Source organism: Variovorax frigidus (assembly GCF_051216515.1).
GTDB lineage: Bacteria > Pseudomonadota > Gammaproteobacteria > Burkholderiales > Burkholderiaceae_C > Variovorax.
Genome location: NZ_JBPJZF010000002.1, coordinates 1 through 24010, shown reverse-complemented (window position 1 = coordinate 24010; position 24010 = coordinate 1). Strand labels below are relative to the sequence as shown.

Genomic DNA, 24010 nt, shown 5'->3' with positions numbered 1-24010 from the left:
ACCGCACCAGATGAAGTCGATCGACAACAAGATCACATCCGTCGTCAGCCGCTTTGCGATCTTGGTTGCCTCGGTCGTTGCTGTCGCCCTGCCGTTGGGCTACGCCGGCGTGGCGTACGAGAGTTTCAGTGCTGGGTTGGACTTCAAGGCGAAGGTCAAGGCGACGGCCATCGAAAGACTGGTTGCAACCACGCCGGAAATGTGGATGTTCGCTGAGAACCGGCTTCAGGGCTTGCTTGAGCGCGAGCCGGTGCGGCTTGAATCAGAAGCGGTTCAGGTTTTCGATGCGCGCGGAGAACTTGTGGCGGAGGCGGGAACTGCACCCATGCCGCCGTTGGTGCGGCGCTCGCACATGATTTATGACGCTTCGCGGGCAGCCGGGCGGGTCGAAGTGCGCGATTCCGCGCGCGGGATCATCTATGGCGTGGTGGGTGCGGCACTGGCCGGGCTTCTGCTCGGAGGCCTGGTATTCCTCGCCCTGCGCACCTTACCGCTGCGGGCCCTTCGGCGCGTGACAAGGGACCTGTTCGACCAGAAGCAACGGGCAGAGGTGACGCTCCGATCCATCGGCGATGGGGTCATCACGACGGATGCGCAGACCCGCGTCGAGTTCATGAACCCTGTGGCACAGACGCTTTGCGGCTGGACCTTCGACGAGGCCAGATACAAGCCTCTTGCCGAAATTCTCCAACTGTTCGACGCCGCCTCTGGTGCCCCCGTGGTCGATCCGCTGGGTCAAGCCCTCGCCGAAAACCGCATCGTTGTAGCGCAAGGCGATCTCACCCTCGTCAGACGCGACGGGAGCAGTTTGAGCATCGACAACAACGCGGCTCCGATTTGCGACTCCGAGGGTGAGGTCACCGGCGGTGTGCTGACCCTGCGTGACGTCAGCGTCGCCCGCGGCATCGCGCAGCAACGTTCCTGGGAAGCCTCGCACGACACGCTGACGGGCTTGGTCAACCGGAGAGAGTTTGAATCGCTACTGGCGGCTTCATTGGCGAGCACCAGAGCGGACGGGCTGGAGCATGTCGTTTGCTACATGGACCTGGATCAGTTCAAGGTGGTCAATGACACATGTGGCCACGCCGCGGGCGATGATCTTCTGAAGGAAGTCGGGCAACTGCTGCGCTCGCAACTGCGCAAGTTCGACACGCTGGCACGCCTGGGAGGCGACGAGTTCGGACTGTTGCTATGGGAGTGCTCGCTTGAAAATGCACAGATCATTGCCGCCGATCTGCTCGCGACGGTCGGTCGCTACCGGCTCACTCGGGACACCAAGGTGTTTACCGTGGGGGTGAGCATTGGGCTTGCCCCCGTCACTGCGGACTGCATCAGCAGCGCAGAGGTGCTGGGCATGGCGGACACCGCCTGCTACTGGGCCAAGGAGCAAGGTCGAAACAGAGTGAGCGTCTATCGTGCCGGTGAAAGCGAGATGGCGGTCCGCCGACGGGAGATGAACTGGATTGCCCGGATCAATGCAGCCTTGGCGGAAGACCGATTCGTTCTGTACCACCAAACTTACCTTCAGTTAACCAATCCGCATGCTGCCAGCTGCCATCTGGAAGTGCTGATCCGGATGATCGATGAGGGCGGCAATCTGATCCAGCCAGGAAACTTTCTACCGGCGGCCGAGCGCTACAACCTGATGCCGGCGATCGACCGCTGGGTCATTGGTGCGGTATTTTCCGGCTATCGATCCCTGGTGGAGCAGCGAGGCGAGCAGCCGTTGACTTGTGCAATCAATCTGTCCGGCACGTCGCTCAATGACGAAGGATTTGTTGAGTTCGTGCGCCAGCAGGCCCATGCCCACGCGTTGCCCAGGCATTCGATCTGTTTCGAGATCACGGAAAGCGCGGCCATCAACAACCTCACTAAGGCCGCCGCGTTCATGGCCGAATGCCGAGCCCTGGGTTTTCTTTTCGCGCTTGACGATTTCGGCACCGGGACCAGTTCATTTGCCTACCTCAAGAATTTGCCAGTCGACTACCTCAAGATCGACGGCAGCTTCGTCAAGAACATGGAAAGTGATGCGGTCGACAAGGCGATGACCGAGACGATCAACCGCATCGGGCACATCATGGGGATCAAGACGATCGCTGAGTATGCCGAAAACGCCGAGATCATCGAAGAACTGCGGGCGCTTGGCGTCGACTACGCACAGGGTTACGGCGTCTGCATGCCCTCGCCCCTGTTTGCGCAGCTTGAACATCGCGCCGAACTTTGACTCTGAGCACCGCGACCATTGGCGGGACGCAGGATCTGAGCGGGACCATCTACCGTGCCGCAACCGGAGCATCGGCGGGGTCACGCCGCCGGCAGGCTTCCCCACAGACCTAACAGCCACGGCCGTCACCACCGCAGCCGACACGGCGTGCATCCGCGTGGCCAACAGCAGCGGTGCCGCGACCAACCCGACGGACGGTGTGTTTTGTCGCGACGTTCAACTTTTGAGTCGACGCTTAGTAACGCAGCGAGACGGCGAGGTGGTCCGGGGAAAGTAGTCGACTCACTACCAGCGCCTCGCATTTCCAAGAGCGGTTTCTCGGTACGGGTACGCGGCTGGTGGAGCGACCGGTAGACCCACAGTTTGAAGACGCTTGTACGCCTCAAGAAGTGCTTCCCGCGCACCATGATCGCCGGCAGACATTCTTCGCAGCGCGTCCGCGTACTGATCGGTGGCGGTGTGCCACTCAGCTTCGCCATGTGTACCGAAGTTCATTGAAATTCCGTTCGATCTGTTCATCGGTAGGTAAGAACCTAAGGTGTACGCTCTTGTACGGAAAAGTACTCAGGGTAGATCAACGATCTTCGCCGCCGAGGTTGTGTATTCGCAAGTTTTGTGAACTTGGTCACGCGCTGATAGTGCCCCAGGAGCCCAAAGTCGCGCTACCCGTCTGAGGCGATAGCACACGCACAGTAGGTGCATACCCCGATTTCACTAGGAAGTCACAAAGAGGCAGCTTTCAAGCGTTTCTGAAAAATGCGAATGCCTCCCAATTGAATAGCATGAGGTCAAGGAGGTTCAGATGACCTATCCGCAGATCTTTGCGTTATTCACTCTCGCAGTGCTGGTGCTTGCGAACTACTGGCTTCGTCGGCGCCACTTTCGGTCGATCGCCGCGCAGATCACCGAGCGAGTCGACGCGTCTCAATCGGCGCTGAGCGATTTGCCGAAATGGAATCGCTGAGCGCCTACAGCTCTCCCATTGACCCGTGGCGCTTCAGCGTTGGGAGATCACTTCACGGTCAGTGCTTCAACGGCGTGCCAACATTCTTCGAGCTGTATACGGAGCTGGCGCAACTCAACGATGGCACCCGGTTTCCCACGCTGCAGCACGGTCAACTGTGTGGCGTAGGCATCGGAAACGATATGCCACCGAGCGCAGGCTGCGCTCAAATCTTCGATGGGGATCATAGGGTCTTTCCGGCGCACGACAAAGCGAGCGAGGCGTCGAGCGCCCTCTGCCCCTAGCCTTGATTCCGTGCGGTATGACTCCACCCTGAGAACTTAAGGCTGCTACACATCGTATGGGAGCGGTGCGGGACTAACGGCCGGACCGGCGTAGTCATGGGGCCCTCTCGAAGGTGAATGCGCTCGGATCACAGGGGTGGGATTCGATCCCTGCTGAGGTTCGGTTTCGGCAGCTAACCCGACCATTTTTTCAGCCGAGTGGGTTGGTGCCTACGGGTGCGAGCGAGGGAAGAGTGCGGGGCTGATCGAGGCCTGCCCCCAATAATCCTTCAACTCATCACTGCCCCCTGCGCTTCAGTGCTGAGGGGTCTTTTTGACTCGGGCCGGCTCGCCTAGGGGCTCAGGACGGGTTTGATCGCGGCCTGTTCCTCGAACGTGCGTCGTAGATCGAGCAACGCGCTTTCCGTTGTGTCCATCATGTGTGCCATTTCTTCCGGGCTCAGCTCGGGGTATCCGGGCGTCGCACGAAGAAAGTGGTCCAGCTTCTCGCACGCCGCCTTCCAAGCGAGGGCCGCAATCTTCTGGTCTGGTGTCAGGCGATGGTTGTTCTGTGGCATCTAGAAATCTTAGCTGTCCGGACCTGCGAGCAGAGTCAGGCTAGGCGGACCTCGAAGTATGCCGCGTCGGCATCGCCCAGACCGCGAAATCCGGCCGACATCGCCTTGGCATAGGCTGTTGCCCAGTTGCCAACCAGCTTCACTTCGTCCTTGGTCAGTTCGTTGGCGCTCGACTCACTGGCGCTCTGGAAAGCCCTGAGCGTCGGCGCTACCCGGTCGGCCAGTGCCTTGTCCAAGGCAGCCCGGAACCGGGCCTCTGCCGCATGAATCACGTCCGGCGGCGCAGCAGGGAAGTGCAACAGGGTGACGGTGTAGGCCATCGCGGAAGTCTACGCCCGCGAGGTGACGGCCCCCGGGATGCGGACTGCTTTTCCACCAGATCGGGGCCTCCTTGCGCCCGACGTGATTCGCGCGCAAGCTGCAACCGGCATCTACGATCTCGCCCCGAACACTCGAAGTGGGGGCTATTGGGCTCGCTTTTATCGTGCACCACTCGTGAGAAGAACCGAGCCCGTCGTCGGTCGTTTGCGAGGCAAATATGGAAATCTTGGTCTTTCCTCAGTACAAAAATCGATGGTGCTGGCTGCTTCATGGAGTCGACGGCGAGTTGCTCGCCGTCAGCAGCCGCACTTTTTTAACCTATGCGCAAGCGATGGGCGACGCTCGGACGGCCGTGGCATGCATGGTTGAGGCGGGCGAAGAGGACGACGGATATATCCCCATACCGGGTGCCGCGCACCAAGGCTCCATGCCCCGTCGTTAGGAAGTCTCGACAGAACTATTGCGGAGGGCGGTGTGAGGAACACCCAGAGAACCCGCCTGAGCGCGCCGATGACTGCTACAAGGTGCGCTCTTTGCTCACACCAGCAGGGAAATCCCCCGCAGCGCACAGGCGATCAGTCCACCATGGGAAACCGCCGAGACAATTCAGGCAGCCGCATCCGATTCTTCATTGCTGATCGACCTAGCAGTCGCTGCTTACGATCCTGCTCCTTCAACCAGTCTCCAGCCGTAGGTTGCCGCGTGCCTTCTTCGGCAGACAGTGCCTGAATCAGGGCAATGATCTTGAGCCGATTGGACATTGCCCGACTGTGATGCGGTACTGAACGCGCACGTGTAGGGGAATGACCGCAGACCCAGCCGGGCGGCGTGAAGTTCGCGTACGGGCGCAGCCGTGAGAAAGGCGGATTCGGGTTGTCCGCAATCCCTCAAATCTTCGGACGCACCCTCGACTCGATCCAGTGTGTGCCGGGGCCGTGGATGGCATTACCGGCCTTGACCATCGACTCGAGCAGTAAAACGCTAACGTTCGACCGCTCTTGCCATTCGAGCAGACTGAGGATTTCTTCACGGACGTGAAGGATCTCGGGCTTCCAGTGCAGGCGGATTTCTATCATCTGTACGCATTTTCCTACAATTGCGTACATCCTCCAATGTCTTAGAACCCTGTCGAGTATGACTGCGGCTTCCTCACGCCGGTTGGGCTAAGGACGGTTTTCTTGGCCTCGCCGCCAGAACGCCCACCGCGAAGGCCGCTTCTGCTTGCTTTCGAGCGAACGCATGTCGAGCGTGTCGTAGGCCGGGAACGGTGCGCCGTTTCGGCGCCGCAACTCGGTTTCCAGCTCGTGCGCCATGCCTCGTGCGTGCAGGTCGCCGTGAAGTGCTCGCTTTCGCCATTCGGCGGCTCGGCGGCCCAGTTCTTCGTCGGGTAGCTTTTCTGTCTCCGTCATGCGCGAGATTGTGCCGGCCAGATGGAGCACACGCTGGCGAAATCGCCTACGTCCCTCGATCAAATCGCCATCCCCATCCTCGGCGCGCTCGCTGCTTGGTGCTCGCAAGAGCGCCGCGAATCTTGGCGTCGCTAGGCTTGCATCTTCGGAATCGTCGGATACCCGTTCTGTTTCTATGCCAGCTGGAACGCGGAGCAGTGGAGGGATCTTTGCTGTAAGCGTGCTCTACGGCGCGGCTTGGATCCGCGGGCTGTAGGTGCACTAGATCTCGCCGCCCAATGCGGGCTAACCGCGCCACGCCCAGGGCTATCGGCGTCATTTCATCACCGATGGACAACTGGGGTCGAATGAAAAAGCCGCCGGGGGTGTGAACCTGGGCGGCTGCAGTAACTGGTTTCACTAAAAACAAAGGCTCGGCAGGCAACCCCTCACCGAACTGAGCCTTCACAAACGCTCTCAACGCGGCGAGCGAATGCGTCGGGCCAGAAGACTGCACCCGCCCGCCTGAAGGCAAGGGGCACTGGCCCAGCGCTCCCTCTCATCAACTCCTCGACCGTGATTCGGTTCGCTCTATCAGCCCTGACGCATACGACTCTCTACGCGATGGCGTGAAAGGAAACTGGCCACGTACGAATGTCTGATGCAACTCTCTCAGCGCAGGACTGCCCGAGCGAGGGATTCCACGGATGACCCAACGGTCAAGCTCGACATCAACGAGGTCATCTGTTTTATCCATCAGTTGATGATGTCGAAGATGCTTGCCCGGCGACAACGAAAAAGCCGCCTCAGCAGAGCTTCCACCACGGCTTACTGCGCGCAGGCTTGCTCTCGCTCCGCGTGGACAGGCTGTGATCAAAGCGGCGCCAAACTTCGACCTCGTGGCATCGCGCCAACTCTCTCGCGCACCGAACACCCATCATTGCCTGGTGTCGCAAACGGTGTGCACGAGTCATCAGTTCGAGGTCGGGGAGGTCGCCTGGAGCGGTCATGTGGCAATTCTGCGGGCCTCCTCAGCGCGACGGTATGCACAATTCCACGTCTGCGTGCACAGATGTGAACCTCACCACAAACACCGTCAAATTTCGTCGTTTTGTTCCGGATCCGTCGTGATGCAACCCTGTGAGCCCTCCGCGTAAAACGGGTCCGGCGAAGGTCAGGGCCAGACCTTGCCGAACAAAGCCTCGGCTTGATGCTTCAACTTCAGTTGAGGCGACACCCCAAGAATCGCGGCCAGGTCATCGGTGACCGCTTGGGTGACGGTCAGGACAGGTGCTGCCATCTCCAAACGAAGCCGTCGATACGCTTCGTGGAGAGAAAGGTAATCGAATTTCAACAGTGCGCGTGAGTAGATGCTCAGCGCAATGTGCCGTTCGGGGAACGCGCTCCGGAAGGATGCAAACTTTTCAGTGGCCGCTTGAAGCGACTCAAGGTAGGCGATGGCATCGAGAAACGTCATGAGATCCGCGCCTAGCCACTTGTCGGTGGCAACAAAAGAAAAGCCCCCCATTGCAGAGGGCTCGTTTTGCGAGCTTTACCGCCACCTTCGCCTTCGTCATGGATAGGCGACTCTTGTGCCAGTGCTCGGTCGTCGGCGCGGATTATGCCGTGGCAATCGAAAGTGTCAATGCTGGTGCCGAAACTCGTCGGCGATCTGTGTCGATGCGTCGACTATACCTGCGGCGCGCGTGTCCTGCGCCCGCGACAGGGCAATGCGCTCGCCCTTGAATACCGTCCAGACGAAATGGTCCGCCGTCTGCCGCATTCGGACCTCCCACCCGGCGCGGCCGACCTCGGCGAGCGCGGCTTCTGCCACGACAAGGTGCGACGCAGGCGCGGTAGGCCGGTCTTCCAGCGGCGAACGATCTCATCGTCGGGGTCTCGACGTTGCCGAAGTGAGGGCGCCTGCCTTACTGGGTCATTCCCCTTTCCGATCGTGCGTGGTAGTTTGCTTTTCGTGCCGGCAACCGGAAATGACAACCGACCGGCTCGTCCGCGCACAGAGGCGGCTGGAGGCGTTGCCTCAATGAGCTGGGTAAGGGCGGAGGCTGCTCTAAAGCGAGCGCGGCCTTCATGGCTTCATTCGAAGCGGAGACGGACAACCTGCGGCGGGCCAAAACCGTGCCCTTAAGTTCTCAGCGCCTCCTCGCTGCAGGGCCGAGAGCAACGACCCGGTCGTGGAGCTATGGACTTGGACTAATCGATGAAGGCTGCTAGCTCACCGGCAGAGCCAGACGGAAACGACTCTTTTAAGAAGTCGAGAAACATCGATACGCGGCTGCTCAGGAGCCTGCGAGACGAGTACAACGCCCAAAGTGCGGTCTCCGGCCCTTCAACTTCGCCCCAACAGAGCAAGGTTCCAGCGGCCAGGTCTCCTGTCACGAGAGACACGGGCAAACGGGCGACGCCGACGCCCGAACGGACAAGCGGAGCGCCCAGAAATTGGATGCATACGCTGGAGTCGTGGCTTGAGCTCAGCCGACAAAAATGGGGCGCCGCCGCAGCAAGCAACGTGGTTCACCAGCGTGCGATTGTGGCGTTCATGGCGGTGGCGTGTCTTCGCCGCACTTCGCCAAGGCCGTAGTCCAGTGCCTGAACACCTTGCCAGCGGTGGCCATCACGACGAGCGGAGTGCCGGGTCGTCACGGTAGAAGAGAGCGCACGAGCTGCGACCTCGCTCATCAAGACCAGGCCGAACCCCGGATCGTTGTCGAAAGGTGCGACGCGGCCCGATCGAAATGGCATCGCAAGGGCCGCCTGCGCCGCTGCGTCCATCGGGGACCGCTTTGTGATGATCGCCATTGCAGGCTCGACTAAATGGCCAGGCAGCGAACGCAGAAGAAAGGCGGGCCTAGTTATCGCATGGCTGCGCTGAGGATCACCGTTAAGTGCCGAGAGACTGGCTACGGTTCGCGAATGCCTCTTGCCGCTGTGCAACAGTGATTTGATCAATTAGTCTCTTTGATGCTAAGAACCTCGCCCCGCAGCTTTGGCAGCGGTAGGCTCTCTTTGTGGGCAGCAGATGCATCCAAAGACTGCGCCTGATACGGTCAACTAACACTGGTGTGCATGCGCACTGAGATCTGACGAACGGCATTCCTGCTCCTCTACACGCCCTGCCCGGCGTACCTTATGCTGCAAGGACGGGCCGCAATGCTGGGTGAACCCGTCCTCGAACGACAGCGGACACCGTAGCAGGGACTGAAAGGCCATTTGATCTCTCGAGGAATCGCGACCTTCTGTTCAAAAGCAAGCGCGGCCTCGAGGCAGGCGATGCCATCGCGTCACCTTGCCCCCCAAACCGCACTTCGAAGTACGCCTCGTCGGCATTGCCCACGGCGCGAAAGCCGGCCTTCTTCGCCTTCGTCGGCGATCGACCAATCCTCTGCCAGCTTCACTTCATCCTTGCAGAGCTCGTTGACACTCGATCACTGACGAATACATGTTGGACGCCATTCCCTTTAAAAAAGAGTACTTTTGTATACATCAATAAATTGCGAAGCGTGCATGTCATCTGATCGGAAGGTTCCGTGAGGTTGTTGGCACATAGATGGGAGTTGTGAAAAACGTTTGTCATACAAAACGCGCGCTGTGAGAAAGTTCCTATCTCAGGAGGATGGCAGAGCACAAAATTCCACTCCAAGCAACTTTGTTCATAGCGAGAGGTCGAGTCATCCATCCGTCATACGCCGTGAAAAATAATCTCGTTTTTCATGGATAAAATTTTACGTACTTGGACGTTCTGGATTCGTTCCGATTTGCGCGTCGAGTGCGAAGAACATCTTGAAGCGACGAAGCTGCAAGAAATGAGAGGCGCGGCGGGAAATCTTCGAGCTGCAGCGCTTTTTCGTGAGCGTAACGATGGGACAACGATCGTTGTCGTCATGTCGATCTGGGATTCAATGGAGAGCATCTGCGCCTTTGCGGGGGGCGATCCAGCTCAACCATCCATTGACGCTGCTGATCTAGCGAAGATTTTCGACAGCGATCAGAAAGTCGGGCACTATCCAATGTCCGATTGTGTGCGCACACTGCTTCCACCTGAGTGGCAAGACGACGAGCTGTAGACGGCCAGCATGATGGAAAGAGGGTAGCGACGAAACAGTCTGCAACGCACATCGGTCCGATTCGAAAACAGTTGCCTGCTCCTGCCGAGCGACTACGACACCGAAAGGCCTTGAGCCTATGCGTGACCCTTCTTCGAATTCACCCGTCTGGGAATGTCAGTTTCTTGGTCCTAGATTCCGCCGTGGCTGGTTGTAACGGGGACGGCCGTCATTCTCGATTCGCCGGTAGACGGCGGCGTTAGCGGTATTTGTGCCTAGGAACTCAGCAGTACCTACGGCAATAATGGCCTTCTTGAACTCGGTGCCGACAGCGTTGTGACTGTCCGCGCGCATCTCGTCCCACCAGACCACGTTCTGGGCGAGCTGCTCGAGCGTAAATTGTTCACCGGGCGTAAGAGCTTCCACAAGCTGGACCGCAGATCGCACCGCATTGTTCATCTCGTCTTCCGTCGCGTTTGCGGCGTCATGTGCCAGTTGCGCTAGGATTGCCGAAAGCACATAGTTCTGCGCCGATAGACCTGCGAGTTGGGCTGCGCGCTCGATCTCAACTTTCAACTCCTCACCAATTACTACGTTCACGCGTTCCTTCCGTTGCCAACTTGGCGAGGATTTTGCTTCTCCCTAGCATCACTGTGCATCCCATAAACGGGTGTTGCACTTGAAAAAGTCGAGGCGTCCACGTCGTCAGCGCCGTGAGCGCGGCGAATGTCAGTCGCAATGGGGAGGTCAGCCGCGAACTTCGATTGGCGGAGGTTAGACCTCTGTCCTAAACTTTTCCGGAAGCAGGCGACGCGCGCTTGGTTTTGCAATCAAGGCATAGATCTTTCGAGCGTGCGCCGCAGTTCAAGCAGCGCGCTTTCCGATGTGTCCAACATGTATGCCATTTCTTCCGGGCTCAGCTCGGGAGATCCGGGCGGCGCACTAAGAAAGCGGTCCAGCTTCTCGCACGCCGCCTGCCAAGCGAGAGCTGCAGCCTTCTGGTCGAACGTCAGGTAAGGGTTCTTCTGCGGCATACGCGCATCGTAATCAGCGAAACGAGGGTTGCGAATCCTCCTAAAGCCAAGATGATCGGCGTCCACGGACGCGACGGTGGCGTTGGCAAAACTTTTGCGACCGCCTCTGCGTGGGCTTGAGGAAAGTCGCTCGGTTGAGCAGGAACATGGTTGCCCAGTTCACGGAGAGATTGATAAGCATCTGCGAGCGCCTCCCTCGCGCCGGAGTCACCATTGGCACACCGTTGCAGAGCGTCGGCGTATCGATCGGTGGCTGCGTGCCACTCCGCTTCGCTATGTGTTCCGAAGTTCATTGGGCCTCCGTTGAATTTGTTCATAGTTAAGCAAGATCCTTAGGTGTACACGCATGTAGGAAAAGGCATCTTAGGGTGGATCAGTGTTCGATGCCGCTTAGCTCGTAAAAAACCAAATTCGTGACCTTTGTCACGGCAGTTTTCAGCGCTTGCGTACGCCATCATTTCGGCTGTTCGTTCGATGTGGCGTAAGCAGATACCCGAATTCACAAGGAAGTCATAAAAGTATGACATCAGATTGCCTCCAAGAAATGGGAATGCTTCGCAATTGGCTAGCATTCAGTTCAAGGAGGTTAATGACTTATCCACAGATTTTTGCGATTGTCGCTCTCGCGGTTCTGGTTCTTGCACACTGCTGGCTTCAACGCCGCCAAGCACGGACGCTGGCCGCGCAGATGACTGAACGAGTCGATGAGTCTCAGTTCGCGTTGAAGGCACTGCGGCCGCGTGCAACTCGCTACTGAGCGCAGGCGCCGCGATCTGGCACCTCAACCAAGCGAAGGCGTCTCCCGCCGACGGCGAGTCGGTGACTTCTCGGCAGGCCGGCCGAGAGATGCCTACGAACTCCGGTCATGGGAATTGGCGGATAGAGGCTCGGTTCGGAGGGGCATGTCCCGCTCCTCCATCAGGGCGAGAACTCCCACGGGAATCGGCCGGCAACCACAGTTTGTTGCATGGGCAACGTGCCACGAAATTCGTTGGTCAGTCGTTGCAGACCGGGGCATGGGATGGGCCTCGTGCCAAACGCGATTCATCTTCCCTCCGGTACTATGGGGGCAGGCAGCAATATGACCATGCAGTCTAAGTCTTCTTGGCCGTGGCTGGCTTGATGATTGTTAACGCCGGCACTAGGCGCTCAGCGGCCCGGACACTCGATACGACCTGGATCAGGCCCAGCCAGAAAATCGGCGTGGCGTTGATTGTTGCAAACTGTGCTGCGGCCGTGCGAGACACGCGAGCAAGTGAGGGGTTGATGCGCCTGAGGTCGGCAGCGCCCAACTTGACCTTCGCTCGAAGCGTCGAAAGCCGGCTCTTTTTTTTCTGAGCAGCGATTTCAGCGCAACCGCTATTGCAACCGCCCTGGCTTGACCGTACGATTTGCCAGCCAAAGGAGAGCAGATGATGTATCGGCTTTTGTTTGCGTTTCTCTTCACTACCTCACCCGCAATAGCTGAAATCACCTGGGAGGTAGAAAACAGGTTCCCGCTGCTGCACGAGAAGGCGTTTCAGCGAATCGCGCAGCATATCGGAAGCGACGGCACAAACGTCGAAGCGCGCATCACGCGCTTGGCACTGAGAACCGAGGTGATGCACTTGGACCCGGCGACCCCGTCCAGGTGGAACGCAGACACAGAGGAATACACGGCAGAACTACTTTCGGACAAGGTGAAGCTCCTTGCCAGCTCCCAGCTGACCGGGAGCGGTTGCACGTGGTCGCTGCAAGAGGATGGGAGCGCTCCGCAAGAATGGCCCGACGAAGACTGCGCCAGGAGCCCTGCGCTTCCCGCAACGCTAAACAAGCGCTATCAGATTAGCGTGACTCGATTGGGCGATGGAGCCAAGGACCTAACGACCGCCTCTGTGCAGCCTAAAAGCCACTTGGTCGTCGCTCTCGGGGACTCATTTGCATCCGGGGAAGGCAATCCGGACTATCCGGCTGACCTCAGCCGTAGCATGAAGACGCCGCCGCGATACGACTGGGTCTTCACGCCGGATGACGCGAGCAAACGACTTCGGATGCAGCCCGCTCAGTGGCTCGACACCGCGTGCCACCGGTCACTTCTTTCGTGGCCTGCCCTCTACAGCTTGCGCGAGGCACTTTTGCACAAGGACACCGTGGTGCAGTTTGCTTCATTCGCATGTTCCGGAGCACAGGTCCTTGATGGCTTCTTGCTGCCCCAGAAAAACCCGCCGGGGCACATGAAATTTTCTCTCACTAGCAAGGCCCCCACTTATCTCCTCAAATCTCAGCAAAAAGCCATGGCAGAACTGCTTTGCCCAGGAGGAACGGGCACCCCCCCCGAAAAGGTGGCCGTGAGTTCCACTCTACGGGGACTCTATCTGAAGGATTACGGACTCAAGGACGATGCCGTCATAGAACGCTACGGGTGCAAGAACCCTCGGATTCCCGACGAAGTGCTTGTTCTCTTTGGTGGCAATGACGTCAAGTTCTCCGGCATTGTGAAGTGGGTGTTCCATCCCTTGCTTGCGGGGAAATGGCAGGAACTCTGGGCAAAGGTGCAAGAGGAGCTGACCAAGGAGATGAAGCCAGTTTCACCTGCCGAGGCAGCTCCATTCATCGAGGCACTTCCAGCAACTTACGCGCTGTTGAATGAAGGCCTTTCTCCGTTTCTCAAGGAAGTCGACCAGGTCGTTCGGCTAATGCAGTATCCTGACCCTGACCTCAGCGAATATACGGGGGCGGAGCGCGAAACTGAGCTCAAGGCTTGCAAGCTGAGGACCAGGGACGCAAACCGCGTCATCCAAAAGATGATTTCGGATGAACTCGGCAAGAAGGTATGGCTCGCAAGACATGACGGTGCCTGGTACGGGATATCCCAGAAGAATTTGCTCTCGCTGCGCGCATCCTTTGTAGAGCCTCTTCGAGCCAAACAGGCGAAGGCTGCCAGTGACCATTCGTGGCGCCTGGAAGATTCCCTGGAAGCATTTCGAGGGCGGGGAGTCTGCGCCGGCAGCCTCACCTGCGACACCGGCGAGTGCCCTACGCCCGATAAGGTCCGGTGGAACTGGACCGTCGGCGACGTGCAGCATCCGAAGTCTGGCTCCTGGGCGTTCATCGGGGACTTCGATGGATACGACCTGTCCCGAGCCAGGGGCTTGCGCTACGGCTACGATGCTCTGCTCATCGGCGCGCGACTTGATGAGACGGGAGACCGTGTGCTGTACGACTGGGTCACCAACATGGGACACCCGAGCGCAGCTGTTCACGCGGACATAGCCCGCAGGATGGCGAGCATCAGGCGGCCCACCCAAATCCGCCGAGAAGGCGCTGGGCAATGATGCCGCCCGCGCGCACGCGTTGGCCTAGTCGGTCCTCGGTGCGCGGTTGAGGACAGGACCGCGGCTTTGGGCCTGGCTGTCCCGCGCAGCTCCAGCGAGGCGATGACCGATACCTCGGCCGGTGGTCGAGTGCTGTATCTCTTTGATTTGCACTCCATTTTCTGGGTCGCGCTGTCTTTTTGGTGCGTTGCTCCGCTTCCCGTACCGGGGCCGCAAGGCGACTGCGGCCCCGTTGCTTCTTGGAGCCATAGCGCAACGGGGTATCGGCGTAGAAGGTGCAGTTCCGCAGATGACCGTCCGCTTTTCCGAGCCCGCTACGACCGCAAAGGGCCCGGGGCCACCTTAGCTACGATGGCTGGACTCGGCCAAAAGCAGACCTCCGATGACGACTCCCACCACAAGCTTTCCATGAAGAACATTCAGGTCATCGACGGCGCAGTGAACTGCGTCTACGACATCTTTGCAGCAACTGATGAGGAGTTCGCGCTCATCTTTCAGAATGGCCATGACATCGCGTTTATCGATGAGGTCTACGGGCGCGGGGTCGACGAAGCACCTCTCAACAGCGCGTTTGAGGCGATATGGACGCGCCGAGTGATCAAAGCCCAGGCGATGGGAATTCATGGCCAGCTTTTCTACCAACTCGAACAGAAAAAGCCGTTCTATCCGACCAGGCGCGACGAAGAAGCAGAGAACCCAGGCGGCTCCCGTCTTCGATAGAGTTCGCCCTCTGGCAGGAGGCGGCCAACTCCGGACATTCGCGAGCACAGTTCTATCGACGGTTGAGACGAGCCTGTGGCATGCCGAATCCTGAATCAACGACCACCCTGTGCGGAAAAGCCATGCCAATAAGAGCCATTCTTCGTGCCATCAAGTGGCTCGCGCTGGGTGCGATTGTGGTTTTCGTTGCCTATGCAGGGTTGTTCTACTGGCTTTTTCACGGCGGCGTCTTTGCAACCTCGAGATTCGATTCGACCGCTTGGTTCGCGCAACAGACGAACGAGTCCGATGCCTACTGCTATCGAGGCGGCATGGCAAAGCACATAAAAGATGAGATTCTTCGACCTGGGCTCAAGCGGGAAGACGTTGTTCGCCTTCTCGGTCAGCCTGATTCGGAGAATTCGCGAGAAATCCAATACGTGCTTGGCATGTGCAGTGGCCTCCGCATCGACTTCGACGGCTTGCATGTGTACTTCAATTCGAGGGGAGAACTGGAGCGCGTCGCCATACTTCAACACTGAGCCGAGTCGGCCCTTACGCCTTGCGATGACCAGGCTCCGTGATGGCTTTTGCGACCGAACGTCCGCAACTGCCTCGGGCGAGGATGTGCCACATGCGGCTGGTAGGCCAGAACCGGACGTTCGCCTATGCGGCAGAATTCGGCCAGAAGCGGTCGGTCGCAATCGTCTGCTCTCAGGTATGCTGATGGGCAATCGTCACGGAGCGCTATCAATGGATCGGGCCGCAGAACTGGACTTGTACTTCGAAAGAGTTGGGAGTGGCCGATACTCTGGCCAGTTCAGCAATGAGGTAAACCTGCTCGAACAGGTCCAGGCCCAGAAAACGACCGACCAGATGAGCGGACATCCCACAATTGAAGCGCTTGGCGGCTTCATCTTGGACGATTCTGAGACCAGCAATTTCCATGTTTTCGCGTCGAGATCGCCAATCGCCGGACAAGTGCTCTATCTCACCCACGACGGCGACACGCGAGTCGTTTTTGGGTCTCTTTTAGAGTTCGTCGATGCGGCAGAACAAGCAGTGGCGCAAGAGTGCTTCCTGAGTGAACTGCATCCCGTTCTCTCGCCTTTGTGCGAAGACCAGCGTGGGTTGGTCAACCTTATCGAGAGGCTCTGTGAAGACGACGGTGGCGAGGACATTGCAGTTCAATTGATCCCTAGTCTTGACCTCCACGACACCGAGTTTCTCGGGCGCCTCGTCGTGTCGGACAACTTTTTCTTGGCAGAGGCGATAGCTATCGAGATCAAGAAGCGGCCGAGGCTGGACTTGCTCCGCATCGCTGAGCAGTGCAGCGCACATCTTCATCCTCAGGCGGCAAGAGCAGGAGCCGCTGCTGTGAGTGCGATTCGTGCAGCTTGACGAACGATTGGTTTGCGCGCCGAAACTCATTTTGATGGGAGGACGGCTATGGGCCCAAACTCGCCGGCGATCTTATGGCAGGATTCGGCCAACAGCAGACGTTCACGAGCATGCGCTAGTGAAAGGGGTTCTTTAGAAACGCGAACCACATTCAAGGTTCACAGTACGGTGCGCGACCCAGAGGGGTCGCGTTTTTTTCTCACGGGTACCGTGTTGGAAGGTGCTATCCACGCTGGCATGACGCTGTCCGTAGACCTGAACGAGTGTGTCCGTGTATTTGCCGGTTCAAGTCGTCGGTGCTTTCAATCATGCCGGCCTCGAATTGGTCGCTCTGGCCGTGGACGTTGAAGGTGCTGACGAGGCAGACTTCTTGGAGCAGTTTGAATTCGCAGGCGAGAACTTTGTCGCCACGGGCTCCTGACGGCCACAACCAGACTATCGACTTGGCAGATTGCGGAAGCGAAACTCCACGATCGCGTCTCGAAATAGGTGCTGTGACTTCACTAGACGAATAGACAGAGAACTCAATGCTTAAATATCTCGCCAACCTTTTTCGTCGCAATGCTGAAGCGAGTCCTGATCAACTTTCCTCGACTCCTTCCGCGTTGAATGAGGTTGCAAGTATCGATAAAGGCGAGTCTGCCTCGATGCGAAGAGAAGACTTGATGCATTTCACGCGCCTGGTTACTGCGCACTTGGGCGACAGTGAAAGGCGTCGCCTCATGGATTTGATGCTTGCCAGCTTCGACCGGTATGGGAATTCATCGGAGGCGTTTGAGGAAATTGCCCTGGGCAAAGATGGTCAATCTTCCGGGCAATGGTTTGTTATCCAATGCGATTGGAAGGCGTCCGAGGAAGTGGAGTGGCAGGTCGCTGAGGTTACGACTAGTTTCGGCATTCCTGAACGATGGAGTTGGGGCGTAGACGATGAAAAGGCCCGAACCGTGCCTGGCGGCCTTCGCGATGTTGCGAATTGGGCCGCGCCCCTGGGTTTCGAGATGCTCCACATTGACGTCGACAGCGACACCTACTTCGCCGTTCTGATCAAACGGGACGACGCTGAAGGGGCATACCAAGCCGCACTTTCTGCTGGGTTGAAAGTGCTCAGAACACCCGAATTCGAGCTGTCTCATGCGTAGCGATCGCAACAATGATCAACTGTCGCACCAACGCAAGAACCCCCATTTCAGAATCGGCGATTGACTGAAGAAGCGGCATTCGGCCAGAACCGGACCTTCCAGCGAACCTCCTAATGACCGTCGAAAACACCTCAATTGTTGACGCCGTAGGCACTGACAAGGAGACCGGCGAAGTCCGGTTGAGCATCTTCGACCACCTGCCTCGGGACACAGAACACCTCGGTCTCCTGCAGGAAAAAATCAACGTGTACCTCGGCTTCATCGAGTCCGGTGAAATCTATGCTTCATACCCAAACGCCAAAGGCCGTCCGCTGGTCATCGATGTGTACACGAGGTTCCGCCCAACCGTGAAGGCCGAACGCTTCCTAAGGCAGGCCGAGGGTGTCGTCGCGAACTACGGAGCGTCCTTGCGTCAGGCACCGTCCACGGGCGGCTACGCCGATGATTCTGCGTAGCGGTTCACCGGCTACAGTCGTCCACAACCAGCCGTTCCGTTTCAAGGCAGAATTCGCCCGATAGCAGTCATACAAGGCAACGCAAGAAGCGACGCCAGTTCACCAGGAGCGCGGATGGCAGTCGGAGTAACGGTGGGTTCAATCACGGACGAGCTCGGCGCACCGTCGTTTGTGCACTCGTTCTTCTCAACCATCAGCGCGCATTGCGAACCGACCGGCTGGGGCCTCCGCTTCCCCCACCTGATGAACGAGCTCTACCAAGGTCGCTTGGCTCATGGGAATGCGTTGCTCGCGCTCGCGGAGCTGCAGCAGGCAAAAGCGACCCTGAGTAATTTGCCTCCTGCGGATGTGGTGTGGGACATCGAGAATCGCCAGTCCAAACCGCCCTGGGGCGACAACATCGCGCCGCATATCACTAGTCTTGGCAATTACTTCGTGTCGAGCACCGGACGCGACGTGTTCCAAATACTTGAGGAGGCCCTGGAGGCATCTGCCGAAGAACGGCGGGATGCGGTTCTCCGGTGACGGGCTTCAGGCGGCCAAAATCAGCCATTTGGCTGTTCACCTAAATGACCCCGCAACCCTTGGTCGAGAGCAGGGAGTTGTCAGTTTGCGCGTTTCGCTGCCCGCCAGCCTGCTCCAAGCACTCTACAAACCCGTCGAAGGCGTCCAACAAGGGCTGGAACCGCGCCGCACCGCCTTCCAATTGGCACAAGGCGTAGCAGGTCGCCTCCAGCGTGGAAAGTTGGTCAGGCCCATGGGCTTTGCGGATACGGTAGTGCGAAGGCGGCAGGTTGCGCAGGGCCAAGCGCGGCAACTGTTGCAGTAGCGGGCTTTGGTAGAGCATCTTTCGGCTTTTGCGCCAGGTGCCGTCCAGCACGACCAGGCGCAGGCGCGACGGGGCTTGTGGCCACTCGGGCGGTAGCGGGGCCGGGACCCGCAGGTCCGGGGCGGTATCTTGCAGACTGTCCGGGTACAGCAGCAGCGTGTGCTTGTCGTCCACCGGCCAAACCGGCGCGGCAAATGCCTCACCCACCACCAAGCGGCAGTGCGCCAAGCTGAGATGCAGCAGGCGGGCACTGCCTTTGGCCTGGTGTACCTCCAGCGGGTGCTGCAGCACCACTACCTCCACCGCGTGGGCGGTGAGCGCGACCCAGCGGCAAATGCAGGCGCTGAGCGGGCGCAGGCACGCGGTGCACTGGGGGCGTGCGACGAAAGCGGCGGACATGGCTGAATTTTATTCAGCGTGCCTGGCTAGACAATGCGTGGAAGGAGATGTCTCTCAGCTTTGGCGCTAAGACCGGCAGCTTTGGACAAAGTCGGAAGACCGCTTCGGGCCCAAAGTTGACATTAGGCGAGTCCGGAAGCAGACGTTGGTAGAACTACGATTCAAAGGGACTAACCAGCGGCTTCGCCAGTAGCCCGGCAGTGTTAATTGCCAGTGCGAACGCATTCGTCGCCGCATAGGTGTAGCTCGACTCGTTGGAGTCGATCTCATGGTGCGAACCACCCACCACTCGAATATGCGTGTGACGAAGCTCATACCCGTCGAGAGCCGAGCCTTCTCGAAACCAAGCTTGAATTCCGTTAAACGTCGCTTGTTGAAACATCGATGGAATCTGCGATTCAGGCACTTCCCACGAATAGGTCGCGCTGGGCGTATCGGAAGCTTCAATAGTGAGGACGACTTCACCGAAGTGGTGACGACCGCCTCGTTGCCGAACGAATCGACCTTCAACGGTAATCGCGCTTGTGAACCGTAAATCTTTCATCAGACGAAGCGTTTTAGTTAGGAAGCGGGAAGTCGGCTCTTCGCCGATTTCGGCAGTCTTCAATCATCGCCGTACTCTGCAGCATCAGCGTCGATGACCTGCTGAAGCGCGACAACGGACGGGTGCTCTTGCATCGACGGATACTCGTTCGGTCGGCTATGCGGCACCTTTGCCCAGTCAAGGTGAACGGTCGCCAGCGTGCCATCAGGGCAGCTAACGAGGACATCATCCGTGTCCACCCGACGAGCCATGACCTCGGCATGCCTGCCCCACAAAGGGTGTCCGTCGGCCAGCTCCCGTTCTAACTGACGCTGAAGTGCAGGAAGGTCGAGCGAAGGGGTCAACTGCCTCCAGGGCAGCCGCCAGTTCAAGCTCTCAACGGTGATGGTCATAAATTGAGGGCGCTGCTGGAACGTCTGGTTCTGGCCGGCTGCGGCCTGTTAGCCGGTCGGCATCTAGGCGACATTGTTGTCGAGATAGGTGACTGCGCGCGCCGATAGTGACAGCGGCTCTGGACCGCCGCCCTCAAGGAAGTCGGTCATACGTCCCACTGGCCAAGAATGAGAACTACCACCCACAAGCTCAACCTCGTGTTCATCACCACGGTAGTCATGCCAGTAGCGAGCGACCAACCTATCGCCCTTGAATATGGAGTATTCGTAACGGCCGAAAGACTTACGAAGCGACGAATCCTGCTCAACTCTGTAGGTCATGCAATGCTCATTCTTTAATGTCTGCTTCTGGCCGAATTCTGCCGCACGGGCGACTGTCCGGTTCTGGCCGTTCGCGGCACTCGCTCAGGGCGAATGCTGCTTCAGCACGGTTGGTTCAACAAAAGAATCCAACCATAGCTGGACTAGGTAGTGATCTTTGCCTTCCAGGCCGTCGGTCGAAAGCGTACCCAGACCAGACGATGACAGCCTGACGCGGTAGGTGCCCGGCTCCAGTGGAAAGCGTCTGGCGTCAGGGAAATAGGCGGTACAGCCTGCTACGACGAGAGTCCCCGTCGAAACAAGCACCGAGCCTTCAACAACATGGTCGAACGTCGTGAAGTCTCGCGAAGGCGCTACTTCAAGAAGTTCAAGCGTGACAGGCACGTCCATGTTGCGAACGGTGCCGATGCCGACCGTCCCATCAGCGACCGCGAACATGCGCTCCGTCGCGATCTGGTCCCAAGCATCGCCCAGGTTTCCGTCTGCCGCCTCATCCTGAAGATAGAACTGGAAATAGTCCGCGAAGATTTCGAGGTTGTAGGATTTCATCGGATGTCCACTGTTGGCCGAGTGCAGTCCTACAAAATAGGTAGAAAGCCGCCGGCGATAAGGCGTGCCCCATCAAATACCGGCGTCTGACCTTCAAACTGCATTCGCGGATCGCTCGTCACCTTCGCCATTCCCGCGTCCCTTGCGGCCTTGTCCGGCCACTCGACCCACGACATCACTACGGTTTCGTTCTCCGTTGCACCGGCTGCTACGAAGAAGCTGCTGTATGCCGATTCGTCACGACGAGCCGTCTCGCCATGATAAGTGGATGCCTCAGGGCCCCCCTCATCCAACCAACACTCCACGCTGCGGAGTGCGCCGTGTTCTTTCACCACCTCGGCGGACAGCTCGGCCATCTTCTTGTAAGCCGCTTTGTTTGCCCGGAGCACAGGTACAAGAAAACAGTCGACGTATTTCAATTGAGATACCCCTTGTTGTCCCAATATTGACGAGTGCAACGACCACTTCTGGCCGAATCCTGCCACAGGATCGCCTGCATGTCTGGGCCCAAAGCCCGTCGACCTCGTGCGAATGTCAGCTTCTTTTGCTCAGAATTCCTGTGCTCCGCGCCAAAAGGAAAAAAACTGTGGGCCAAAAAATGGTGTTAACGAGATCGTGCAAGCTCGCTGCCCAACGCCAATAACCCAAACTCAAAACATCATCCCTCATGTCGAGGAATTCTGCTGTAACAGCCACAGCGAAAACCATGGACCAGGGAAGCCATGACGCTATTTGCTTGCGCGTGATTGCCGCCACGATCAAAAATACTGAAAGACCAGCATAAAGGTGTAACGCATCTTTTGATAGCCCGGTGGCTGAGACGATGACAAGCTTACTGGCCTGAACTAATGAAGTTTCCATGGATAATTTAAATCTCAGTGTCCGCTTGTGGCCGAATGCAGCCACCGAACTAGGCTTGCAGCAGCGACATAGCTTACCCGGCGGACCTGGTTGTCTCAGACCTGAATGCTCTGTCTTAGACACCTTGGCGAGGAGCATCAGTGCTGAGGCGGCGTTTGGCGGGGGCGCGCTTCTTCGCTTGTGGCTGGCGACGGCTGCCAGCGATCTCAGATCGACCCGCAGTACTTGCGGACGTGGCTGCTGAAGGACGAGAGCTACTTTCGGAAGGTCGACACCTGGTCGAGCAGCGAGACGGCGAGGTAATCTTACTGCTGGGCATTGTGCGCAACGGCCGCGCACTGTTAGCGCCGCACAGATGGCGTCAAAGTCGGGCGACTTCTGATGAGCTCTATCCGCACGCACGCTGTCGTCGCTTGTGCGGCTTATTTGGGCGCCCAGGTTGGCGTCGCTGGAGGCGGTCCTCGAGAGTGCAAGCAGCGCGCTTTCCGTTGTGTCCAATAGGTATGCCATTTCTTCCGGGCTCAGCTTGGGAGATCCGGGCGGCGCACGAAGAAAGCCGTCTAGCTTCCCGCACGCCGCCTGCCAAGCGAGAGCTGCAGCCTTCTGGTCGACGTCAGGTAAGGGTTCTTCTGCGGCATACGCGCATCGTAATCAGCGAAACGAGGGTTGCGAATCCTCCTAAAGCCAAGACGATCGGCGTCCACGGACGCGAAGGTGGCGTTGGCAAAACTCTTGCGACTGCCTCTGCGTGGGCCTGAGAAAACTCGCTCGCCGGAGGAGCCGGAACATGGTTGCCCAGTTCACGGAGAGATTGATAAGCATCTGCGAGCGCCTCCCTCGCGCCGGAGTCACCATTGGCACACCGTTGCAGAGCGTCGGCGTATCGGTCGGTGGCTGCGTGCCACTCCGCTTCGCTATGTGTTCCGAAGTTCATTGGGCCTCCGTTGAATTTGTTCATAGTTAAGCAAGATCCTTAGGTGTACACGCATGTAGGAAAAGGCATCTTAGGGTGGATCAGTGTTCGATGCCGCTTAGCTCGCAAAAAACCAAATTCGTGACCTTTGTCACGGCATTTTTCAGCGCTTGCGTACGCCATCATTTCGGCTGTTCGTTCGATGTGGCGTAAGCAGATACCCGAATTCCCAAGGAAGTCACAAAGGGACGCCAACAGATTGACTTCAGAAGTGCGAATGCTTCGCAATTGAATATCATGAGGTCAAGGAGGTCGGATGACCTATCCGCAGATCTTTGCGTTATTCGCTTTCGCAGTCCTAATGCTTGCGAACTACTAGCTTCGCCAGCGCCACTTCCGTTCTATCGCCGCCCTGATCACCGAGCGAGTCGGCGCGCCTCGATCGGCGCTGAGCGATTGCCAAAGTGGAAGCCCTGATCGCGCACTGCTTCTCACCAACCCCTGGCGCTCCGGAGTGGGGGCTTCTTTTTGCGTTGTGGCTTGGCTCGCCTCCAAACTCAGGTGGGCCTCATCTTGCGCATCACCTAACGCCCCGCCGAGGCCGGCAACGGGTACTCCTGAGGAGTGCCATTCCAAATGCTGCGGCAGGTCTCCGACATCTGATCGTTGCGATCTGGTCAAGAGGGGCTGAGCTCGCGCTTGCATTGCAGCTGCACACCGCATGCGTCGACCCACTCGGCCAGCGTGGAGCGCGAGAGCGCCATGCCGATACGGGGGGCAGTGGTCGGCATACTTGGGCACCACCGCTTGCGCCAGAAGGCCTGCGGTCGGGATGCCCTTGCCGATCGCTTATGCCGGCACGGATGCCTGCACCAGGGTCTTGCACTTGGCGCAACCACACCTGCCGTAGATGTGGCGCTCCACGTTGAGCACGCCCGGCGTGTAGCCGAGCTGCTCGCTCAGGTCCTCGCCGACGTGTGAGTCCTCAGCGCAGGCCGTTGACCTCGACCACGACGCGACGATCGGGCTGAAGGCAGGCGATCAGTGCCGGGGTCGGCGTGTTGCCTCGGCAATCCTCGGGGCGGGTGACGGGTGCCGACTCGCCCTTTCCTGTGACTCTCAACTTCTCCGGCGCGAGGCGACCCTGGGCCACGAAATAGTGCTTGACCGCCTCGGCGCGACGCAGCGAAAGCGTCTGGTTGTAGGCGGCGGATCCGAGTCGATCGGTGTGGCCTTCGATGGCGATCGCATCGAACTGCAGGCCACCCAGTTGTGCCACGAAGCCGTCGAGCGCGCTTCGACCTTCGGGGCGGAGGGTTGCCGCGTCGAAAGCAAAAAGCGAATCGGCCGAGAAGCTC

Annotated in this window: 29 protein-coding genes and 2 pseudogenes; 11 read left to right on the top strand and 20 right to left on the bottom strand. The window is 58.5% G+C overall.

Annotated features, from left to right (window positions below; genetic code table 11):
* Positions 1-10: 10 nt before the first annotated feature.
* Positions 11-2224, top strand: coding sequence for an EAL domain-containing protein (locus ACSFBC_RS05365; RefSeq protein ID WP_435509301.1), 2214 nt, complete (start codon positions 11-13; stop codon positions 2222-2224).
* Positions 2225-3026: 802 nt separating this feature from the next.
* Positions 3027-3188, top strand: coding sequence for a hypothetical protein (locus tag ACSFBC_RS05360; RefSeq protein ID WP_435509300.1), 162 nt, complete (start codon positions 3027-3029; stop codon positions 3186-3188).
* Between the two features lie 47 nt (positions 3189-3235).
* Here the strand turns inward: ACSFBC_RS05360 and ACSFBC_RS05355 are convergent, their stop codons facing one another.
* The 9 genes and pseudogenes from ACSFBC_RS05355 to ACSFBC_RS05315 form a co-directional block, all read right to left on the bottom strand.
* Positions 3236-3415, bottom strand: a complete 180-nt coding sequence (locus ACSFBC_RS05355; protein WP_435509299.1) for a hypothetical protein — start codon at positions 3413-3415, stop codon at positions 3236-3238.
* A gap of 389 nt (positions 3416-3804) precedes the next feature.
* On the bottom strand, positions 3805-4029 hold the full coding sequence (locus tag ACSFBC_RS05350) for a hypothetical protein (protein ID WP_435509298.1): 225 nt from the start codon (positions 4027-4029) through the stop codon (positions 3805-3807).
* A 35-nt stretch (positions 4030-4064) separates the two neighbouring features.
* On the bottom strand, positions 4065-4349 hold the full coding sequence (locus ACSFBC_RS05345) for a hypothetical protein (protein ID WP_435509297.1): 285 nt from the start codon (positions 4347-4349) through the stop codon (positions 4065-4067).
* A gap of 888 nt (positions 4350-5237) precedes the next feature.
* Positions 5238-5426: a hypothetical protein gene (locus ACSFBC_RS05340; protein ID WP_435509296.1), complete on the bottom strand. Its 189-nt coding sequence runs from the start codon at positions 5424-5426 to the stop codon at positions 5238-5240.
* A gap of 87 nt (positions 5427-5513) precedes the next feature.
* Entirely contained in the window at positions 5514-5759 is a 246-nt protein-coding gene (locus ACSFBC_RS05335) for a hypothetical protein (RefSeq protein WP_435509295.1), read from the bottom strand.
* 1153 nt (positions 5760-6912) lie between these two features.
* A complete protein-coding gene (locus tag ACSFBC_RS05330; RefSeq protein WP_435509294.1) occupies positions 6913-7215 on the bottom strand; it encodes a hypothetical protein in 303 nt (100 codons plus the stop codon).
* A gap of 165 nt (positions 7216-7380) precedes the next feature.
* Positions 7381-7572, bottom strand: a complete 192-nt coding sequence (locus ACSFBC_RS05325; protein ID WP_435509293.1) for a hypothetical protein — start codon at positions 7570-7572, stop codon at positions 7381-7383.
* A gap of 380 nt (positions 7573-7952) precedes the next feature.
* A pseudogene (locus ACSFBC_RS05320) lies at positions 7953-8180 on the bottom strand (LysR substrate-binding domain-containing protein); the annotation flags it as partial.
* 93 nt (positions 8181-8273) lie between these two features.
* On the bottom strand, positions 8274-8558 hold the full coding sequence (locus tag ACSFBC_RS05315) for a hypothetical protein (protein ID WP_435509292.1): 285 nt from the start codon (positions 8556-8558) through the stop codon (positions 8274-8276).
* A 911-nt stretch (positions 8559-9469) separates the two neighbouring features.
* Between ACSFBC_RS05315 and ACSFBC_RS05310 the strand changes: the two genes are divergently transcribed.
* Complete coding sequence (locus ACSFBC_RS05310; RefSeq protein ID WP_435509291.1) at positions 9470-9823, top strand: hypothetical protein; 354 nt, start codon at positions 9470-9472, stop codon at positions 9821-9823.
* A gap of 156 nt (positions 9824-9979) precedes the next feature.
* Here ACSFBC_RS05310 and ACSFBC_RS05305 read toward each other — a convergent pair whose 3' ends face one another.
* The gene (locus ACSFBC_RS05305; protein WP_435509290.1) at positions 9980-10402 is read right to left on the bottom strand and encodes a hypothetical protein; all 423 of its coding nucleotides are present in this window, start codon (positions 10400-10402) and stop codon (positions 9980-9982) included.
* Between the two features lie 230 nt (positions 10403-10632).
* On the bottom strand, positions 10633-10902 hold the full coding sequence (locus ACSFBC_RS05300; RefSeq protein WP_435509289.1) for a hypothetical protein: 270 nt from the start codon (positions 10900-10902) through the stop codon (positions 10633-10635).
* Between the two features lie 1346 nt (positions 10903-12248).
* On the opposite strand from ACSFBC_RS05300, the gene ACSFBC_RS05295 reads away from it, so the two are divergent.
* The 8 genes from ACSFBC_RS05295 to ACSFBC_RS05260 all read left to right on the top strand — a co-directional run bounded on the left by ACSFBC_RS05295 (position 12249) and on the right by ACSFBC_RS05260 (position 18369).
* Positions 12249-14150, top strand: coding sequence for an SGNH/GDSL hydrolase family protein (locus tag ACSFBC_RS05295; RefSeq protein WP_435509288.1), 1902 nt, complete (start codon positions 12249-12251; stop codon positions 14148-14150).
* A 408-nt stretch (positions 14151-14558) separates the two neighbouring features.
* On the top strand, positions 14559-14870 hold the full coding sequence (locus tag ACSFBC_RS05290) for a hypothetical protein (protein WP_435509287.1): 312 nt from the start codon (positions 14559-14561) through the stop codon (positions 14868-14870).
* Positions 14871-14950: 80 nt separating this feature from the next.
* Positions 14951-15391, top strand: a complete 441-nt coding sequence (locus ACSFBC_RS05285) for a hypothetical protein (RefSeq protein ID WP_435509286.1) — start codon at positions 14951-14953, stop codon at positions 15389-15391.
* 211 nt (positions 15392-15602) lie between these two features.
* Complete coding sequence (locus tag ACSFBC_RS05280) at positions 15603-16250, top strand: hypothetical protein (protein ID WP_435509285.1); 648 nt, start codon at positions 15603-15605, stop codon at positions 16248-16250.
* Between the two features lie 271 nt (positions 16251-16521).
* Positions 16522-16671 carry a hypothetical protein gene (locus tag ACSFBC_RS05275; protein ID WP_435509284.1) on the top strand — a complete coding sequence of 50 codons (150 nt, stop codon included), beginning with the start codon at positions 16522-16524 and terminating at the stop codon, positions 16669-16671.
* Positions 16672-16777: 106 nt separating this feature from the next.
* Entirely contained in the window at positions 16778-17389 is a 612-nt protein-coding gene (locus tag ACSFBC_RS05270) for a DUF6630 family protein (RefSeq protein WP_435509283.1), read from the top strand.
* A 113-nt stretch (positions 17390-17502) separates the two neighbouring features.
* Positions 17503-17844, top strand: coding sequence for a DUF6572 domain-containing protein (locus tag ACSFBC_RS05265; protein WP_435509282.1), 342 nt, complete (start codon positions 17503-17505; stop codon positions 17842-17844).
* Between the two features lie 114 nt (positions 17845-17958).
* The gene (locus tag ACSFBC_RS05260) at positions 17959-18369 is read left to right on the top strand and encodes an Imm70 family immunity protein (protein ID WP_435509281.1); all 411 of its coding nucleotides are present in this window, start codon (positions 17959-17961) and stop codon (positions 18367-18369) included.
* 40 nt (positions 18370-18409) lie between these two features.
* On the opposite strand, the gene ACSFBC_RS05255 is transcribed toward ACSFBC_RS05260, so the two are convergent.
* The 9 genes and pseudogenes from ACSFBC_RS05255 to ACSFBC_RS05215 all read right to left on the bottom strand — a co-directional run.
* A complete protein-coding gene (locus ACSFBC_RS05255; RefSeq protein WP_435509280.1) occupies positions 18410-19072 on the bottom strand; it encodes a tRNA-uridine aminocarboxypropyltransferase in 663 nt (220 codons plus the stop codon).
* Between the two features lie 154 nt (positions 19073-19226).
* On the bottom strand, positions 19227-19679 hold the full coding sequence (locus tag ACSFBC_RS05250; RefSeq protein ID WP_435509279.1) for a hypothetical protein: 453 nt from the start codon (positions 19677-19679) through the stop codon (positions 19227-19229).
* Positions 19676-20008 carry a hypothetical protein gene (locus tag ACSFBC_RS05245; protein ID WP_435509278.1) on the bottom strand — a complete coding sequence of 111 codons (333 nt, stop codon included), beginning with the start codon at positions 20006-20008 and terminating at the stop codon, positions 19676-19678. Before ACSFBC_RS05245 ends, ACSFBC_RS05250 begins: the two co-directional genes overlap by 4 nt.
* A 63-nt stretch (positions 20009-20071) precedes the next feature.
* Positions 20072-20329, bottom strand: a complete 258-nt coding sequence (locus ACSFBC_RS05240) for a hypothetical protein (protein ID WP_435509277.1) — start codon at positions 20327-20329, stop codon at positions 20072-20074.
* An 84-nt stretch (positions 20330-20413) separates the two neighbouring features.
* Positions 20414-20878, bottom strand: a complete 465-nt coding sequence (locus ACSFBC_RS05235; protein WP_435509276.1) for a hypothetical protein — start codon at positions 20876-20878, stop codon at positions 20414-20416.
* A gap of 29 nt (positions 20879-20907) precedes the next feature.
* On the bottom strand, positions 20908-21297 hold the full coding sequence (locus ACSFBC_RS05230; protein ID WP_435509275.1) for a DUF1428 domain-containing protein: 390 nt from the start codon (positions 21295-21297) through the stop codon (positions 20908-20910).
* A gap of 115 nt (positions 21298-21412) precedes the next feature.
* Positions 21413-21739 carry a hypothetical protein gene (locus ACSFBC_RS05225; RefSeq protein WP_435509274.1) on the bottom strand — a complete coding sequence of 109 codons (327 nt, stop codon included), beginning with the start codon at positions 21737-21739 and terminating at the stop codon, positions 21413-21415.
* 1617 nt (positions 21740-23356) lie between these two features.
* A pseudogene (locus ACSFBC_RS05220) lies at positions 23357-23627 on the bottom strand (IS66 family transposase); the annotation flags it as partial.
* A 10-nt stretch (positions 23628-23637) separates the two neighbouring features.
* The coding region (locus ACSFBC_RS05215; RefSeq protein WP_435509273.1) for an OmpA family protein at positions 23638-24010 on the bottom strand (373 nt) is incomplete at its 5' end.